Origin of the sequence: Glaciihabitans arcticus, from assembly GCF_004310685.1 — a bacterium.
Taxonomy (GTDB): domain Bacteria; phylum Actinomycetota; class Actinomycetes; order Actinomycetales; family Microbacteriaceae; genus Conyzicola; species Conyzicola arctica.
In genome coordinates this window covers 1449401-1463559 of record NZ_SISG01000001.1, presented here as the reverse complement: position 1 = coordinate 1463559, position 14159 = coordinate 1449401, and the positions used below count along the sequence as shown (strand labels likewise).

At 67.1% G+C, this 14159-nt stretch carries 14 protein-coding genes; 6 read left to right on the top strand and 8 right to left on the bottom strand.

The features are described 5' to 3' along the window. Positions 1–41: 41 nt before the first annotated feature. The gene (locus tag EYE40_RS07035) at positions 42–680 is read right to left on the bottom strand and encodes a TetR/AcrR family transcriptional regulator (protein ID WP_130981284.1); all 639 of its coding nucleotides are present in this window, start codon (positions 678–680) and stop codon (positions 42–44) included. A 216-nt stretch (positions 681–896) separates the two neighbouring features. On the opposite strand from EYE40_RS07035, the gene EYE40_RS07030 reads away from it, so the two are divergent. Beyond that, positions 897–1205 (top strand): DUF7882 family protein, encoded by a 309-nt coding sequence (locus EYE40_RS07030; RefSeq protein WP_130981283.1) that lies wholly within the window; start codon positions 897–899, stop codon positions 1203–1205. 27 nt (positions 1206–1232) lie between these two features. Here the strand turns inward: EYE40_RS07030 and EYE40_RS07025 are convergent, their stop codons facing one another. Further along, on the bottom strand, positions 1233–1562 hold the full coding sequence (locus tag EYE40_RS07025) for a hypothetical protein (protein WP_130981282.1): 330 nt from the start codon (positions 1560–1562) through the stop codon (positions 1233–1235). Positions 1563–1678: 116 nt separating this feature from the next. Between EYE40_RS07025 and EYE40_RS07020 the strand changes: the two genes are divergently transcribed. The 5 genes from EYE40_RS07020 (at position 1679) to EYE40_RS07000 (ending at position 6031) form a co-directional block, all read left to right on the top strand. Then, on the top strand, positions 1679–3193 hold the full coding sequence (locus EYE40_RS07020; RefSeq protein WP_240034742.1) for a DUF7059 domain-containing protein: 1515 nt from the start codon (positions 1679–1681) through the stop codon (positions 3191–3193). Positions 3194–3258: 65 nt separating this feature from the next. Continuing rightward, positions 3259–3678, top strand: a complete 420-nt coding sequence (locus tag EYE40_RS07015; protein ID WP_130981280.1) for a hypothetical protein — start codon at positions 3259–3261, stop codon at positions 3676–3678. A 253-nt stretch (positions 3679–3931) separates the two neighbouring features. Further along, positions 3932–4576, top strand: a complete 645-nt coding sequence (locus EYE40_RS07010) for a M23 family metallopeptidase (RefSeq protein ID WP_130981279.1) — start codon at positions 3932–3934, stop codon at positions 4574–4576. A 28-nt stretch (positions 4577–4604) separates the two neighbouring features. Beyond that, entirely contained in the window at positions 4605–5456 is an 852-nt protein-coding gene (locus EYE40_RS07005; protein WP_130981278.1) for a DUF3097 domain-containing protein, read from the top strand. Between the two features lie 68 nt (positions 5457–5524). Then, positions 5525–6031, top strand: a complete 507-nt coding sequence (locus EYE40_RS07000) for a PaaI family thioesterase (RefSeq protein WP_130981277.1) — start codon at positions 5525–5527, stop codon at positions 6029–6031. On the opposite strand, the gene EYE40_RS06995 is transcribed toward EYE40_RS07000, so the two are convergent. The 6 genes from EYE40_RS06995 to glgX all read right to left on the bottom strand — a co-directional run bounded on the left by EYE40_RS06995 (position 6028) and on the right by glgX (position 14149). Next, the gene (locus EYE40_RS06995; RefSeq protein WP_130981276.1) at positions 6028–6234 is read right to left on the bottom strand and encodes a hypothetical protein; all 207 of its coding nucleotides are present in this window, start codon (positions 6232–6234) and stop codon (positions 6028–6030) included. The two genes, EYE40_RS07000 and EYE40_RS06995, sit on opposite strands and share 4 nt — an antisense overlap. A gap of 166 nt (positions 6235–6400) precedes the next feature. Continuing rightward, a complete protein-coding gene (locus tag EYE40_RS06990; protein WP_130981275.1) occupies positions 6401–6730 on the bottom strand; it encodes a DUF7882 family protein in 330 nt (109 codons plus the stop codon). 98 nt (positions 6731–6828) lie between these two features. Then, positions 6829–7944 (bottom strand): Rv2578c family radical SAM protein, encoded by a 1116-nt coding sequence (locus EYE40_RS06985; RefSeq protein ID WP_130981274.1) that lies wholly within the window; start codon positions 7942–7944, stop codon positions 6829–6831. 27 nt (positions 7945–7971) lie between these two features. Continuing rightward, a complete protein-coding gene (treZ, locus tag EYE40_RS06980) occupies positions 7972–9627 on the bottom strand; it encodes a malto-oligosyltrehalose trehalohydrolase (RefSeq protein WP_130981273.1) in 1656 nt (551 codons plus the stop codon). Further along, positions 9624–11930 (bottom strand): malto-oligosyltrehalose synthase, encoded by a 2307-nt coding sequence (treY, locus tag EYE40_RS06975; protein ID WP_240034741.1) that lies wholly within the window; start codon positions 11928–11930, stop codon positions 9624–9626. The genes treZ and treY overlap by 4 nt, the downstream gene beginning before the upstream one ends. Then, positions 11927–14149 (bottom strand): glycogen debranching protein GlgX, encoded by a 2223-nt coding sequence (gene glgX, locus EYE40_RS06970; RefSeq protein WP_130981272.1) that lies wholly within the window; start codon positions 14147–14149, stop codon positions 11927–11929. The genes treY and glgX overlap by 4 nt, the downstream gene beginning before the upstream one ends. Between the last annotated feature and the right edge of the window lie 10 nt (positions 14150–14159).

Sequence of the window (14159 nt, the reverse complement as noted above, 5' to 3'; positions counted from 1 at the left end):
AGAGCCCACCCACAGGCGACTCCCTGTTTGATGATGCGGGATTAGAGCCCGCGGTCTACCATCTCAAGCAGGCGGGCGATCGACCCGTCGATCATAGGATCGGTGAGACCGCGCAGGGGACCGTCGATGACGAGCATGCCGAGACCGTGCACGGATGCCCAGGCCAGCAACTCCGCTCCCGGACGGCGTTCTGCGGGCAGTACGCCCACCTCGACGAGTTCATCGAGGGTGACCGACAGCACCTGGAAGGGAGTGAATCCCGCATCCCCGGCCTTGGACGGATCACCCGATCGGGAGAGGTCGTCGGGCACCGTGAAGGCCGCACGGAACAGGCCCGGCTCGGTGCGGGCGAAGCTGAGGTAGCCGGTGCCTACCGCACGCAGGCGTGCGCGGGCGTCGGCGACCGCATCGCCCGAGTCGACCACGGCCGCACGTGCCGCGAACATGGCGTTCGCAACGAGTCCCTGCGCGGTCGCGGAGACCACGATGAGGAGCGCCTGGCGGTCGGCGAAGTGGCGGTAGGCGGCGTTGGGGGAGACTCCCGCACTGCGCGTCGCCTCGCGTAGCACGATGGCGTCGGGTCCGCCCGCGCGGGCCATTTCGATGCCGGCACTCACGAGCGCGCTGCGCAGGTCGCCGTGGCGATACGTATCGCGCGACTGCGCGAGTGGATCGCTCATGGAACTCCTACGCTTACGCTGAAATCTCGGGTGACCGTGCAACCGGGCTTGTGGACAGTGTACACATCATGGCGTAGGGTCCCGCACAGTGGTAATTTGCCCGTGAACAATAGTGGTCGGGGCGGTGCGCCGCCAGCCCCCTGCGGGGGAGCGCACAGAGTTGTTTAATGGGTCAGCGGGCTTGTGCCCGCGCACGTGTCGAACGGAGTGGTTGCAGTGGGAAAGCTCGTCTATGGGATCGGCTCGCTGGAGATCACCATCGAGGATCGTATCCTCGCCCACCTCCAGATAGTCATCGTCGCCAAGCTCCGTCGTGATGAGGGCTTTGTGATGTCCTGGAAGGACGACCCAGAGGTCGGCGACGGCCGCTCCAGCATCTGGCTGCACCGCGCGGTTCCCCTCTACTTCAAGTTCGATTCTCCCGACCAGCCCGAGATCAACCGCCAGTGGGTCGAGATTCTCACAATCTCCGCAAACAGCGCGGCCGGCCTGCGTCTTGTCGAGGAACCGACCGAGCAGCGCTAGTCAGAAACAGCGCCAGTCGAAACAGGACTAGTCGAAATCAGTTGTTGTCTCGATCTCGCTCTGCGCCTGCATCATCGGTCGCGGAGCCCCGATCTGAAGTGACCGCTTCGCCAGGTCGGCGACGAGTACGTCGTTCTCGAGTTCGGCGTGGTGTTCGGGTGCCGTCGAGCAGGCGAGCTGGCTCGCCGGCCCGATGAGCATGGACGCCTCGCCGGGGGTGCCGTCGTCGTGGAGGATCGGGAAGTTGACAACGTCCGACCCCTCGCTGTGCGCGAGGGCATCGGCGTAGGCGACTATGGCATCTGCGATCGCGCTTCCGGTGAGGAATGATCCGCTGGCGTAGTAGATGCGCTTCATGATTCCGAGCCTCCGAGCTTCCTTAATACGAGTGTGCCTACGGGTCCTTCGAGACAAAACCCCTTGCGGCCAACGCACAGCAATCGCCCTGCCTCGCCATGCGGTTGAATGGCGTGATGACCTCCGCGCTCTTTCCGCTGCTCCGGGATGACCTCGCTGCCGCGGCCTTCACGGTCGACGCGCTCGGCACCCTGTGGGGTGAGGATGCCGCGGCCGCCCTTCACCGCGGCCAGCGGGTCCCGGCTCGCCGAGCGCTGGCCCGGGTCGCGGGCGGAGGTCCCCTCGGCACCCTCGCGACACTCTTTGTGCTCGGCCTCGAGTCGTCCCGTGCGTCGGCGGAGGGCGCCCTGCCCCGACTCGGGGTGGAGGGCGCAGAACGGCTCGGCCTCGTGGCCCTGGAGGGCGACTCGGTGCGTCCCCTGCTCGACCTCCGGCCGTACAGCTTCGTGGACGCGAGGGGCGCGGGCGCCTGGTGGATCGCGAGCGACCTCGGCGAGCTGGCGCTGGGCGGCGCGATACCGGAGCATCACGTTCTGGGGGTGGGCGGGGCATCCACCACTCTGAGCGGACTGATGTTGAGCGAAGCGGTCGATAGCGTGCTCGACCTGGGCACGGGCTGCGGCATCCAGGCACTGCACGCCTCGCGCCACGCGCGCCGCGTCGTCGCCACCGACATCTCGCAGCGCGCCCTCGACCTGGCCGCGTTCAACGCGGCGCTCAACGACGTCTCGAACATCGAGCTGCGGCTGGGCAGCCTGTTCGAGCCGGTCGCGGGGGAGCGCTTCGACCAGATCGTCTCCAACCCGCCGTTCGTGATCACGCCGCGCACCGAGGGTGTGCCGGCCTACGAGTACCGCGACGGCGGCCTGGTCGGTGATGCGCTCGTCGAGCAGGTTGTGCGCGAGAGCGCCGACCACCTGACTCCCGGCGGCGTTGTGCAGCTGCTCGGCAATTGGGAGTACCGCAGCGGCGATGACGGACTCGAGCGTGTGCAGGGCTGGCTCGAGAACGTGTCGCTCGACGCCTGGGTGATCGAGCGGGAGACGCAGGACGCGGCGCTGTACGCCGAGACCTGGATCCGGGACGGCGGCACACGCCCCGGAACCCCCAACTTCGACCGGCTCTACGCAGCGTGGCTCGACGACTTCGAGGAGCGCGGTGTCACCGGGGTCGGATTCGGCTACCTCACGCTCCGCGCTCCGCTCGGCGGCACCGTGACCCTGCGCCGCTTCGAGCGCGTGGACGGAGCGCTCGGGCGCAACGAAGCGGGGCTGGGCGCGCACATCGCGGCGTCGCTCGCCGCCCACGACGCGCAGCTCGCGCTCTCCGACGCCGACCTCGCGAGGATTCGGCTCGTGGTCGCCGGCGACGTCACCGAGGAGCGCTACTATTGGCCCGGCGACGAGGACCCGACGGTGATGGATCTGCGCCAGGGCGGCGGCTTCGGGCGTACCGAACCGCTCGGCACAGCGCTCGCTGCCGTCGTCGGGGCGAGCGACGGAGAGCTGAGCGTAGGTGCGATCTGCGCGGCCATTGCCGAACTGCTCGGCGTCGACGAGACAGAACTGCTCGCCGAGGTGCTGCCCGAGATCCGTCGACTGCTCGTCACGGGGTTCGTCGCGGTGGCGTAGCGCTTCACACGTCCCTCCCACCATTCGCACATGGCGCGTAGAAGTGCCGGTGCGATTATCGGGGGATGCTCCGCCGACATCCCGTGCTCACCGTCGTCGGTGCTGTCTACTTCGGGATGCTCTGCTTCATGGCGCTTGGCCCGCGATCCGTGGGTACGGCGACATTCGCGGGCGGCGTAGTCCTGTTTCTCCCCATCGGACCCATCCTCATCGGACTCTTCGGACGGTCGCGCTGGATGTCCGTAATCTTGCTCGGCCTGCTCGCCAGTGTGTGGGTGCAATTGGCCTGCATCGTGTGGCGATCGGATGCCCAGCTCTCCCTCACGGAGCTCGCCTCCAACGCACTGGGAGTCGCGGCCGGTACCGCCCTCGCCGTCGCCGTTTCGAGCGTCGTTTCACGGCGAGAGCGGATTCGTCATCCCTCGTTCACACGACTTTCTCAGACAGGTGGGTCAGGGTGGACGCTAGAAAGTCCTCCCGACTGAGCCCGAATGGTGCGAGACACCCGCCATCGATGCGGCTCCCCATCCGGTCACTGAGGCCTCGCCCCACGCGGTGAGCCATGCCTCGCGCAATGACGTGCGTTCATATTCGCCAGTGTTGACATTGGCCAGAGCAGTTCCGCACGCCCATCGGTGCGAGATCTCATCGGAGTTACCTGTATTGCATACCCGTTCAACCTTCACCCCTGCACGCCCTTCCGGACGACGCTCACGCGAACCCCGTCACCTCGGATTTATGGCCGTCAGCCAGCGCTTGCTCGCGATGGGCGCTTTGACCGTCGCCGCATTCATGGCGACCATCGCTACACTGCCCGCCTCGGCCGAGATCGTTGCCGAGCAGACGGTCGTGGTGCCGACCCAGTCGTTCAGGGCTGACGAGATTCCGCAGGAGAAGATGACGGCTGCCGCCCCGGCTGCAGCAGCCCTGCGTGAAGACCTGTCGGTCAGCGCCTACTCGGTGGTGAACTACCCGCTGCCCGCCGGCACAACGATCAGCAGCGGCTTCGGCTACCGGATTCCGCCGTGCTCCGGCTGCTCGAGCTACCACAAGGGCGTCGACCTCCTTGGCGGTGCGGGCAACGGCATCCACGCGATCGCCGATGGCACGGTCACCGAGGTCAGCACCGGGTCGGGCGGACTCGGGGTCTACGTCGTCATCGACCACGTGATCGACGGCGAGCACGTGAGCAGCCTCTACGGCCACATGGCCTACGGATCGCTCAGCCTCTCCGTCGGTGACAAGGTCGTCGGCAAGCAGGTCGTCGGCCAGGTGGGCAGCACCGGCCAAAGCACCGGTCCGCACCTCTACTTCGAGATCCGACTCGGCGGTACACGCGCCATCAATCCGATGCCGTGGCTCGCCGCGCACGTCAACGCCTGATCCCACCCCTCCGGGTCATCATTGACCCATGACGTCACCCGAGGATCGCTATTCCGGGGACGTGCTCGCCGGCTTCACCCATCGGCACGTTCCCACCGTGCATCCCACCGTGCCCGCCGAGCGCGGCCTGGTCGTGGAGCTTGCCGAGAGCGGCTTCGTCGGCGCCGTCGTGCGCCTCGCCTCCGGGCTTGTCGAGCTCGAGGACCGCCACGGCAAGATCCGCACTTTCCCGCTCGGTGGAGGCTACCTCGTCGACGGCGCACCGGTGCGCCTCGTCGCGCCCGTGGCTGTCGCATCCACGGCTCCGCGTCGTACCGCCTCCGGTTCGCTCGCTGTTCGGGATGTCGCGGCACGCGTCGCCCTGCCCTCTCGCATCTTCGTGGAGGGCCGCCACGACGCCGAGCTCGTCGAGAAGGTCTGGGGTGACGACCTTCGCATCGAGGGCGTCGTCGTCGAATACCTCGAGGGCGTGGACGACCTCGAGCAGCTCGTCCGCGACTTCGGGCCCGGACCCGGGCGACGCCTCGGAGTGCTCGTCGACCATCTGGTGCCCGGCTCGAAGGAGACCCGCATTGCCGACGCTGTCGCGCGCGGCCCGTTCGGTGCGCACGTGCTCGTGGTGGGGCATCCCTATATCGACGTCTGGCAGGCCGTGAAGCCCGGGCGGCTCGGGCTGCGGGACTGGCCGGTGATCCCGCGCGGCATCGAGTGGAAGCACGGGATCTGTGAGGCGCTCGGCTGGCCGCACGAGGAGCAGGCGGACATCGCACGCGCCTGGCAGCACATCCTGAGCCGGGTCGGGTCGTTCGCGGACCTCGAGCCCGCGCTCCTCGGTCGAGTGGAACAACTCATCGACTTCGTGACAGCGCCCGCGGAATAGACCCGCGCCGCTTGGAGGGTTCCACGAGGTTGCTCGCGCCGGGGCATCCCGCCCAGCACACTGAGTGCATGACCGACGACGCAACCCGCAGCCGCACCATCACCTGGCAGGACCCGATGATCGGGGCATCGCGCGCGAAAGAGATGGCGGGCCTCGATTACCTGCAGGCCATGATCGATGGGGATGTCCCGCCGCCACCGATCATCACGTTGATGAACATGACGCTCGAGAGCGTCGGTACGGGAACGGCCACCTTCAGCTGCCTGCCGAACGAATCGCACTACAACCCGATCGGATCCGTGCACGGCGGCTTTCTCTGCACCGTGCTCGATTCCGCTGCGGGATGTGCCGTGCACACAACCCTGCCCGCCGGGGTCGGCTACACGTCCCTCGAGATCAAAGTCAGTTACCTGCGAGCGGTGAGCACCACGACCGGCACGCTGACGGTCGTCGGCCGGGTCACAAAGCCCGGATCACGCGTCGCCTTCGCCGAAGCAGTCGTCACCGATGGTGAGGGCAGGATCGTGGCGACGGCGACGAGCACACTGCTCGTGTTCCCGGTGCAGAGAAACTAGCGAGATCTGACCATCTCGACCGCACGGTCGAGGCTGAGGGACTGGCCGACTTCGACCGCGTGATGAAGGTCGGCGCCGCACAGGGCTACAAACACCGGACCGACCTTGTGGACGTAGCCGAGGGTGTCGTTGTCGGTGAGGACGCTGTACAGGTCGTCGCTGATGAGCGCGACTTCGGGTCGGACGGGAAGACTGAGTACCACCGTTGCTCCTCACGATCTGTGGGCCGCATCAGAGCGATGGGCCGGTCGAGTGCCCCATTGTGGGGTAGACAAGATCATTCAACCACTCCGCATCGTTTCAACAAACGGGTTGATCAAATATGTCGGGGATGTTACGGCCCTACTCGGTGGTCTCCCAGATTCGCGGTCAGACCTGCGACTTCGGGCGGTTCGTGTCGCCCTCGGGCTCTGGCATGAAAACGAGCCCCTGCGTGCTGTTGGCCGACTGGGTGAGCAACTCGAGCCAGTCTCGGTTCATCGAGATCGGACGGCTGCCGGAGAACCGGAAGTAGAGCGGGATGCCCTTGTCGACCCAGATCGCGCTTCGGCCGTCGCCGACGCTGACGTCGTCTTTCCAGGAGAAGAAGAATCCCTCGCCGCGACGGAGTTTTGCGCCGATCACCACCTGCAGGTGCGCCATGGCACGGTCATCGAAGATGATCTCGATGTCTGAGTCTGCGTACAGGATCTTGCCCATGTCGTACCTCTGCTGCGATGGGGACCCGTTATGAGCACAACGGGTGAAACGAGAATAGCCCCTACCGCCCACCAACTTCCAACCGACTGTGCAGACGCTCAGAACAGGGTCGGAGCCTGCATCGCGGCGACCGCGAGGGTGGGCGGCAACTCCTCGGCAATGAGGGCGGGCAGTGGCGTGCGCTCGGCGCTGTCGCCGCGGATCGCCCCGCTTGTGGCGAACCCCAGCGCCGCCGAGCGCACGCCGCCCGTCGTCGGATCTTCGGTGCCGCGCTGCAACCCGTGCGCGCGGATAAGCGGCTTCATTCGCTCCGCGAGCCAACGCCGGTAATCCTTGGGCGCGTACGAGTTCGTGCCGTAGTAGAGGTAGCTGTACTTCTCGACGAGCTCGGGATGCTCGCGCTCCAGCCACTGCATGAACCAGTCCTTCGTGCCGGGCCGCAGGTGCAGCGCGGTGTAGAGCACGGTGGTGGCGCCGGCCGCCTTCGCCTGGCGGAGTGCTTCATCCAGATGGGCCTTGCTGTCGGTGAGATAGGGGAGGATCGGCATGAGGAACACGGAACAGTCGAGACCCGCCTCGCGTGCGGCCGCGACCGTCGCGAAACGCGCCTTGGCGGTCGGGGTTCCGGGCTCGATCGACTGCTGCAGGTCGTCATCCATGATCGCAATGGACATGGCGAGGTCGACCGGCACGCGCTTGTTCGCCTCGACGAGCAGCGGCAGGTCGCGGCGCAGGAGCGTGCCCTTGGTGAGGATCGAGAGGGGAGTGGCTGATTCGGCGAGGGCGGCGATGATGCCCGGCATCAGTCGGTACCGGCCTTCGGCGCGCTGGTAGGGGTCGGTGTTCGTTCCCAGGGCGACGGGATGACGCCCCCAGCTCGGCTTGCGCAGTTCCTTCGCGAGCACCTCTGCGACGTTCACCTTGACGATGATCTCGTTGTCGAAGTCCTTGCCCGCGTCGAGGTCGAGGTAAGTGTGAGTCGCCCGGGCGAAGCAGTACACGCAGGAGTGGCTGCACCCGCGGTACGGGTTGATGTTCCAGCCGTAGGGCAGCGCCTTGCTTGCGCCGGGCACATGGTTGAGCGCGGTCTTGGCCAGAACCTCGTGGAAGGTGATGCCCGCAAACTCCGGGGTCTGCACGCTGCGCACCACGTTGCTCAGTCGCACGAGGGCGTTCGGGGACTCCGAGTTGATCGCCTGGCCGTCCCATCGCATGCGACTATTCGAACATACGTTCGAAGGTTAAGCAAGCAGCGAGATCGCCGTGCTAGCGGTTCGCAGGAGGACAGCACCCACGGGTTCGAGCACAGTGTCAGCCGTGGCGACCTGGACCCGCACGCGACCACGGTTCAGGGTGAACACGTCGCCGTTGACCTCCGCCGCGATCGTCGAGAAGCGCGGGTCGGTGAGTTCGGGATACTCCCGGCGCAGCGCGATGAGGTCGCGGTAGAGGTCGAGCAGACGGGCGTGGTCGCCATCCTCTCGCTCGTCCCACAGAAGGTGCGAGCGCTCGAAGGTCGCGGGGTCCTGCGGGTCGGGAACGACCGCCGGGTCCCAACCCATCTTCGCGAACTCGGCGATGCGTCCCTTCGCCGTGGCCTCGCCCAGCTCGGGCTCCGGGTGCGAGGTGAAGAACTGCCACGGTGTTGAGGCGCCCCACTCCTCGCCCATGAAGATCATGGGGGTGAACGGCGAGCACAGGTTCAACACCGCGGCGATCGCGAGGCGTTCGAAGCCGAGCCCGGGCGAGAGCCGGTCACCGGTTGCGCGATTGCCGATCTGGTCGTGGTCCTGGGCGAAGGTGACGAGGCGCCACGCCGGCACTTCGGCGGGGATCGGGTGACCGTGGTTCCTCTCGCGGAAACTCGAGAGGGTTCCGTTGTGGAAGAAGCCCTCTGTTGTGGTCTTGGCGAGCGCGTCGAGCTCCGCGAAATCCTCGTAGTAACCGGTTGTCTCGCCGGTGACGGCCGTGTGCACGCTGTGGTGGTAGTCGTCGCTCCACTGCGCGGTCAAGCCGTAGCCGCCGGCCTCGCGCGGCAGGATCAGCTTCGGGTCGTTGAGATCGGACTCGGCGATGAGGGATAGCGGCCGCCCGAGGTGCGCTGACAGCACGTCGACCTCTTCGGCGAGTTGCTGCAGCAGGTGCTTCGGCGAGTCATCGATGAGCGCGTGCACGGCGTCGAGGCGCAGGGCGTCAACCCGGTAGTCGCGCAGCCACATCAGCGCGTTCTCAATGATGTAGTCGCGCACGGCCGGCTCATCGAGGTTGACCGAGTCGCCCCAGGTGTTGGCGCTGCCGGTGCGCAGGTAGGGGCCGAAACGCGGCAGGTAGTTGCCGCTCGGGCCGAGGTGGTTGTAGACGACGTCCTGCACAACGCCGAGCCCGCGCTCGTGGCAGGCGTCGACGAAGCGGGCGTACGCCTCCGGTCCGCCGTACCCCTCGTGCACCGTGTACCAGAGCACACCGTCGTAACCCCAGTTGTGAGTGCCGTTGAAGCCGTTGACCGGCAGCACCTCGACGAAGTCGATGCCGAGGTCGACGAGGTGGTCGAGGCGCTCGATTGCGGAGTCGAGCGTTCCCTCGGGCGTGAAGGTTCCGATGTGCAGCTCATAGATGACGGAGCCGGCGAGTTGGCGCCCCGTCCAGCTCACGTGCTGCTCGGGGACGTCCGCCGTGGCACTCAGCCGGTGCACGCCGTCGGGCTGGCGGCGCGAGCGTGGGTCGGGCAGCGCGGTCGGATCGTCGTCGATGACGAAGCCGTAGCGGTGGTCGCCCTCCTCGAGGTCGAGGTCGCGCGAGACCCACCAGCCCGCGTCACCTGCGACGAGAGGATGCAACGCGCCATCGACCTCCACGGACACCGCCTCGGCGCTGGGCGCCCACAGCTCGAAGATCATGATGCCGACTCCTCGTGGTCCATCGGTGCAAGCAATGCGACGGGATACCGGGCAAGCAGGGTGGCGAGCGGAATACCGCCGCCTTCGTACTCGATGCCGGTCAGAACGTCGATGTGCGGGCGCCCGGGCACGGTGATGATCGTGTCGCCCCAGCCGCCGGACTTCTCCAGCCCGACCGGAAGGCGGGTGGCGACGGTCACGGCGCCGCCGCGATCGAACACGACCGCGTGACGCGCGGCGGTGCCGAGCGCTTCGAGCGGTGCGTATCGGGTGAACAGCTCCGGCCGGTCCCGGCGCAGACGTAGCGCGCGGCTCGTGACGAGCAGCTTCGCCGCCCCCGTTTCATCGATGGGCGGGTGCGCGCCCGCGTCGATGGCCTCGAGGTACAGGCGGCGGATGTCGTAATCCACAGCACGGCGGTTGTCGGGGTCGACGAGGCTCGTCTCCCAGAGCTCGCTGCCCTGGTACACGTCGGGGACTCCCGGGGCGGTGAGTTGGATGAGCTTCGCCGAGAGCGAGTTCGACCAGCCGTACGGGGCGACACGGGACACGAACTCGTTCACGAGGTCGCCGTCGAACGCGCTGTCGATGAGCGCGTGCATCCTCGTTTCGAACTCTTCGTTCGGCTCGGTCCAGTTAGTGGACATGCCCGCCTCGCGGCTGGCCTTCGTCGCGTAGTCGTGCAGGCGGTCGGCGGAGGCGGGCCACGCGCCGACGATCGACTCCCAGAGCAGGTTCTCGAGCGGGCCGTCGCCGAGCGGGGCACGCTCGCGCAGCTGGCCGAGTGTCGTCGACCACTCCTCCGGGAGTTCGGACAGCACGGTGATGCGTGCCCGGGTATCCTCGCCGCGCTTTGTGTCGTGGGTCGAGAGCGTGGTCATCGACGCAGGAAAACGCGCCTGTCGATCGAGCTGGCGGCGGTGGAACTCCTCGACGCCGATCGAGAACTCGCTCGGGTCGGCACCCACCTCGGTCAGGGAGGTCAGGCGCGTATAGCGGTAGAACGCGGTGTCCTCGACGCCCTTGGCCATCACCATGCCCGAGGTCTGCTGGAAGCGGATCGCGGCCGGCTCGGCGGGGTCGGAGAGCACAGGGATGAGCGACTCGATCGTCGCGGTGAGCTCGGGGCGCGCGCGGCAGGCGAGGTCGGCGGCCTCGTGCAGATGCTCGAGGCCCGAGGGCAGATAGCTCCGGTAGACCGGGAAGCAGGCGAGCAGCTCGGCGAGGGCGTCGGCGGTGTGCTCGGTGGTCTTGTGATTGCGCGCGATGTCGCGCTCGATGCGCAGCACCTCCGAGTGCAGGATGCCGTCCGCGATCGCGCGCTTGGTGCGACGGATCAGCGTCGCCCACTCGAGCGGCTGGGCGCGGCCGCGCAGCTCGTTGTCGATCGCGTCGAGGGCGGAGCGCCCCGCGCGATCGACGAGGATACGGTCGACGTCGGCCAGGGCGTCGTAGCCGGTGGTGCCGGCGACCGGCCAGAAGGCGGGCAGCTGCTCCTCACCCTCGAGGATCTTCTCGACCAGCACGTAGGTGTCGCCCGTCGCCGCGGCGAGGGTGTCGAGATAGCCACCCGGGTCCTGCAGGCCGTCGGGATGGTCGATCCGGAGGCCGTCCGCGATGCCCTCGCGCACCCAGCGCACGATCTGCTCGTGTGACTCGTCGAAGACCCACGGCACCTCGACGCGGATGGCGGCGAGAGTGTTGACCGCGAAGAACCGTCGATAGCTGAGTTCCGCGTCGGCGCGACGCCAGTGCACGAGCTCGTAGTGCTGGCGCGAGTGCACGGTGGCGGCATCCGCACCGTCGTCGGCGGTGCCCGGCGCGATCGGGTAGTGGTTGTCGAAGTAGTGCAGTTCGTCGCCGACGACCTCCAGCGTCTCGTCGTCACCGAGCACCGGTATACGCAGACGGGGTGCGAAGTCCCAGTCGATGTCGAAGGCCTCGGCGTAGCGGGAATCCCGGCCGTGCTTCAGCACATCCCACCACCAGGCGTTCTGGCTCGGGTCGGAGACGCCCACGTGGTTCGGAACCACGTCGATGAGCACACCGTGCCCCGCATCGTGCGCGGCCTTCGACAGCAGCTCGAGCCCCTCGGCGCCACCGCGCTCCACATCGATGGTCGAGTGGTCGACGACGTCGTAGCCGTGCGTCGATCCCTTCGTCGCCTGCAGCACGGGGGAGAGATAGACCCAGTCGATTCCGAGCCCGGTCAGGTAGTCGACGAGCTCGCTCGCGGCCTGCAGCGGGAAGTCGGCGGTCAGCTGCAGGCGATAGGTGGATGCCGGAACCCTCGCCATGCTCATTCCGCTTCCGTCTTGGCCGACAGCGAGTTGGCGGCGTTCGAGTTGGTCAGCACCTGCAGCGACGCAGCGACGGCGGTGTCGAGATCCGGCGCGGGCTCGACCCAGGCGCGCAGCACCACCGTCGATCGCGGCAGGATGTGGAGGGTGCTCTCGGCGTGCCGAGGCTCCACCGACACGGCAATCCCCGCAGTGTCGACCACGACCTCCCACGACGGCGAGAACTCTTCGGAGGGCAGCACGAAGTCGACCGGCTCGTCGTTCGCGTTGAAGAAGACGATGAAGTTGCGGTCGCTGATGCGCTCGCCGCGGGCGTCCTTTCCTCGGATGCCCTGGCCGTTGAGGAACATCCCGACGGCACGTCCGAGCGGGGTGTCCCAGTCCTCGGGCACCATGGCGTCGCCCTCGGGGCTCAGCCACACGATGTCGGAGAGCGGCTCGCCCTCGCCACGACGCACGGGGCGCCCGTCGAAGAAGCGGCTGCGACGGAAGGTCGGATGCTCCTTGCGCAGTCGCGCCACAGCGGCCACGAACTCGACGAGGGAGAGGTCGGCGTCGTCCCAGTGCACCCAGCTCAGCTCGGAGTCCTGCGCGTAGACGTTGTTGTTGCCCTGTTGCGTGCGTCCGAGTTCGTCGCCGTGCAGCAGCATCGGCACGCCCTGCGACAGGAGCAGGGTAGCGATGATGTTGCGCTGCTGGCGGGAGCGGAGCTCGAGGATGGCCGGGTCATCCGTCGGCCCTTCAACACCCAGGTTGTACGAACGGTTATGTGATTCGCCGTCGTTGTTGTTTTCACCGTTCGCGTCGTTGTGCTTCTCGTTGTACGACACGAGATCGCGCAGCGTGAAGCCGTCATGAGCCGTCACGAAGTTGATGGATGCGACGGGTCGTCTTCCCGAGTGCTCGTACAGGTCGGCGGATCCGGTCACCCGGGCGGCGAACTCGCCGAGGGTGGAGGGCTCGCCGCGCCAGAAGTCGCGCACGGTGTCGCGGTACTTGCCGTTCCACTCCGTCCACTGTGGCGGGAAGTTGCCGACCTGGTAGCCGCCAGGCCCGACGTCCCAGGGCTCGGCGATGAGCTTGACCTGCGAGACCACCGGGTCCTGCTGCACGAGCTCGAAGAAGGTGGAGAGCTTGTCGACGTCGTAGAACTCGCGGGCGAGGGTCGACGCCAGGTCGAAGCGGAAACCGTCGACGTGCATCTCGGTCACCCAGTAGCGCAGCGAGTCCATGATGAGCTGCAGCGAGTGCGGGTTGCCGGCGTTCAGCGAGTTGCCGGTGCCGGTGTAGTCCATGTAGTGCTGCTGGTCGTCATCGACGAGACGGTAGTAGGCCTTGTTGTCGATGCCGCGCATGGAGAGGGTCGGGCCGAGGTGGTTGCCCTCGGCCGTGTGGTTGTAGACCACGTCGAGGATGACCTCGATGCCGGCGGTGTGCAGCTCGCGCACCATGGCTTTGAACTCCTGCACCTGCTGGCCGAGGTCACCGTTGCCGGCGTAGTCGTTGTGCGGGGCGAAGAAGCCGATCGTGTTGTAGCCCCAATAGTTGCTGAGGCCCTTCTGCTCGAGCGTGTCGTCGTGCACGAACTGGTGCACGGGCATGAGCTCGAGGGCGGTCACGCCGAGCTTCTGCAGATGCTCGATGGTGGCGGGGTGGGCGATGCCGCCGTAGGTGCCGCGCAGGTCTTCGGGGATCGCCGGGTTCAGCTCGGTGAGCCCCTTGACGTGTGCCTCGTAGACGAACGTGTCGGGGTACGCGGTGCGAGGATGACGATCCCCGGCCCAGTCGAAGAACGGATTGATGACGACCCCGAGCATGGCGTGCGGCGCGCTGTCCTCGTCGTTGCGCTGGGTCGGGTCGTTGAAGTCGTAGGAGAACAGCGACGGGTGCCACTCGATGTGGCCGGTCGTTGCCTTGGCGTAGGGGTCGAGCAGCAGCTTGTTGGGGTTGGCCCGCTCACCGTTCGAGGGATCGTAGGGTCCGTGAACGCGGTAGCCGTAGCGCTGCCCGGGCTGCACCTGCGGCAGGAAGCCGTGCCAAACGAAGGCGTCCACCTCGGTGAGTTCGAGACGCGTCTCGGTGCCGTGATCGTCGAACAGGCAGAGCTCGACGCGCTCGGCCGCCTCACTAAACAGTGCGAAGTTGGTGCCGTTGCCGTCGTATGTTGCTCCGAGCGGGTAGGCCGATCCGGGCCAGACGTTTCCGTGTTCCGTATTCTCCATGCTCCAACGG

Excerpts from the sequence above, each read along its gene's own strand:
- EYE40_RS06985 (WP_130981274.1), bottom strand. The coding sequence starts at position 7,944 with ATGCGATGGGACGGCCAGGCGATCAACTCGGAGTCCCCGAACGCCCTC.
- EYE40_RS07000 (WP_130981277.1), top strand. The coding sequence starts at position 5,525 with ATGACCGACGACGCAACCCGCAGCCGCACCATCACCTGGCAGGACCCG.
- treY (WP_240034741.1), bottom strand. The coding sequence starts at position 11,930 with ATGAGCATGGCGAGGGTTCCGGCATCCACCTATCGCCTGCAGCTGACC.
- EYE40_RS07005 (WP_130981278.1), top strand. The coding sequence starts at position 4,605 with ATGACGTCACCCGAGGATCGCTATTCCGGGGACGTGCTCGCCGGCTTC.
- EYE40_RS07015 (WP_130981280.1), top strand. The coding sequence starts at position 3,259 with ATGCTCCGCCGACATCCCGTGCTCACCGTCGTCGGTGCTGTCTACTTC.
- EYE40_RS07035 (WP_130981284.1), bottom strand. The coding sequence starts at position 680 with ATGAGCGATCCACTCGCGCAGTCGCGCGATACGTATCGCCACGGCGAC.
- glgX (WP_130981272.1), bottom strand. The coding sequence starts at position 14,149 with ATGGAGAATACGGAACACGGAAACGTCTGGCCCGGATCGGCCTACCCG.
- EYE40_RS07020 (WP_240034742.1), top strand. The coding sequence starts at position 1,679 with ATGACCTCCGCGCTCTTTCCGCTGCTCCGGGATGACCTCGCTGCCGCG.
- EYE40_RS07010 (WP_130981279.1), top strand. The coding sequence starts at position 3,932 with ATGGCCGTCAGCCAGCGCTTGCTCGCGATGGGCGCTTTGACCGTCGCC.
- EYE40_RS06990 (WP_130981275.1), bottom strand. The coding sequence starts at position 6,730 with ATGGGCAAGATCCTGTACGCAGACTCAGACATCGAGATCATCTTCGAT.
- EYE40_RS07025 (WP_130981282.1), bottom strand. The coding sequence starts at position 1,562 with ATGAAGCGCATCTACTACGCCAGCGGATCATTCCTCACCGGAAGCGCG.
- treZ (WP_130981273.1), bottom strand. The coding sequence starts at position 9,627 with ATGATCTTCGAGCTGTGGGCGCCCAGCGCCGAGGCGGTGTCCGTGGAG.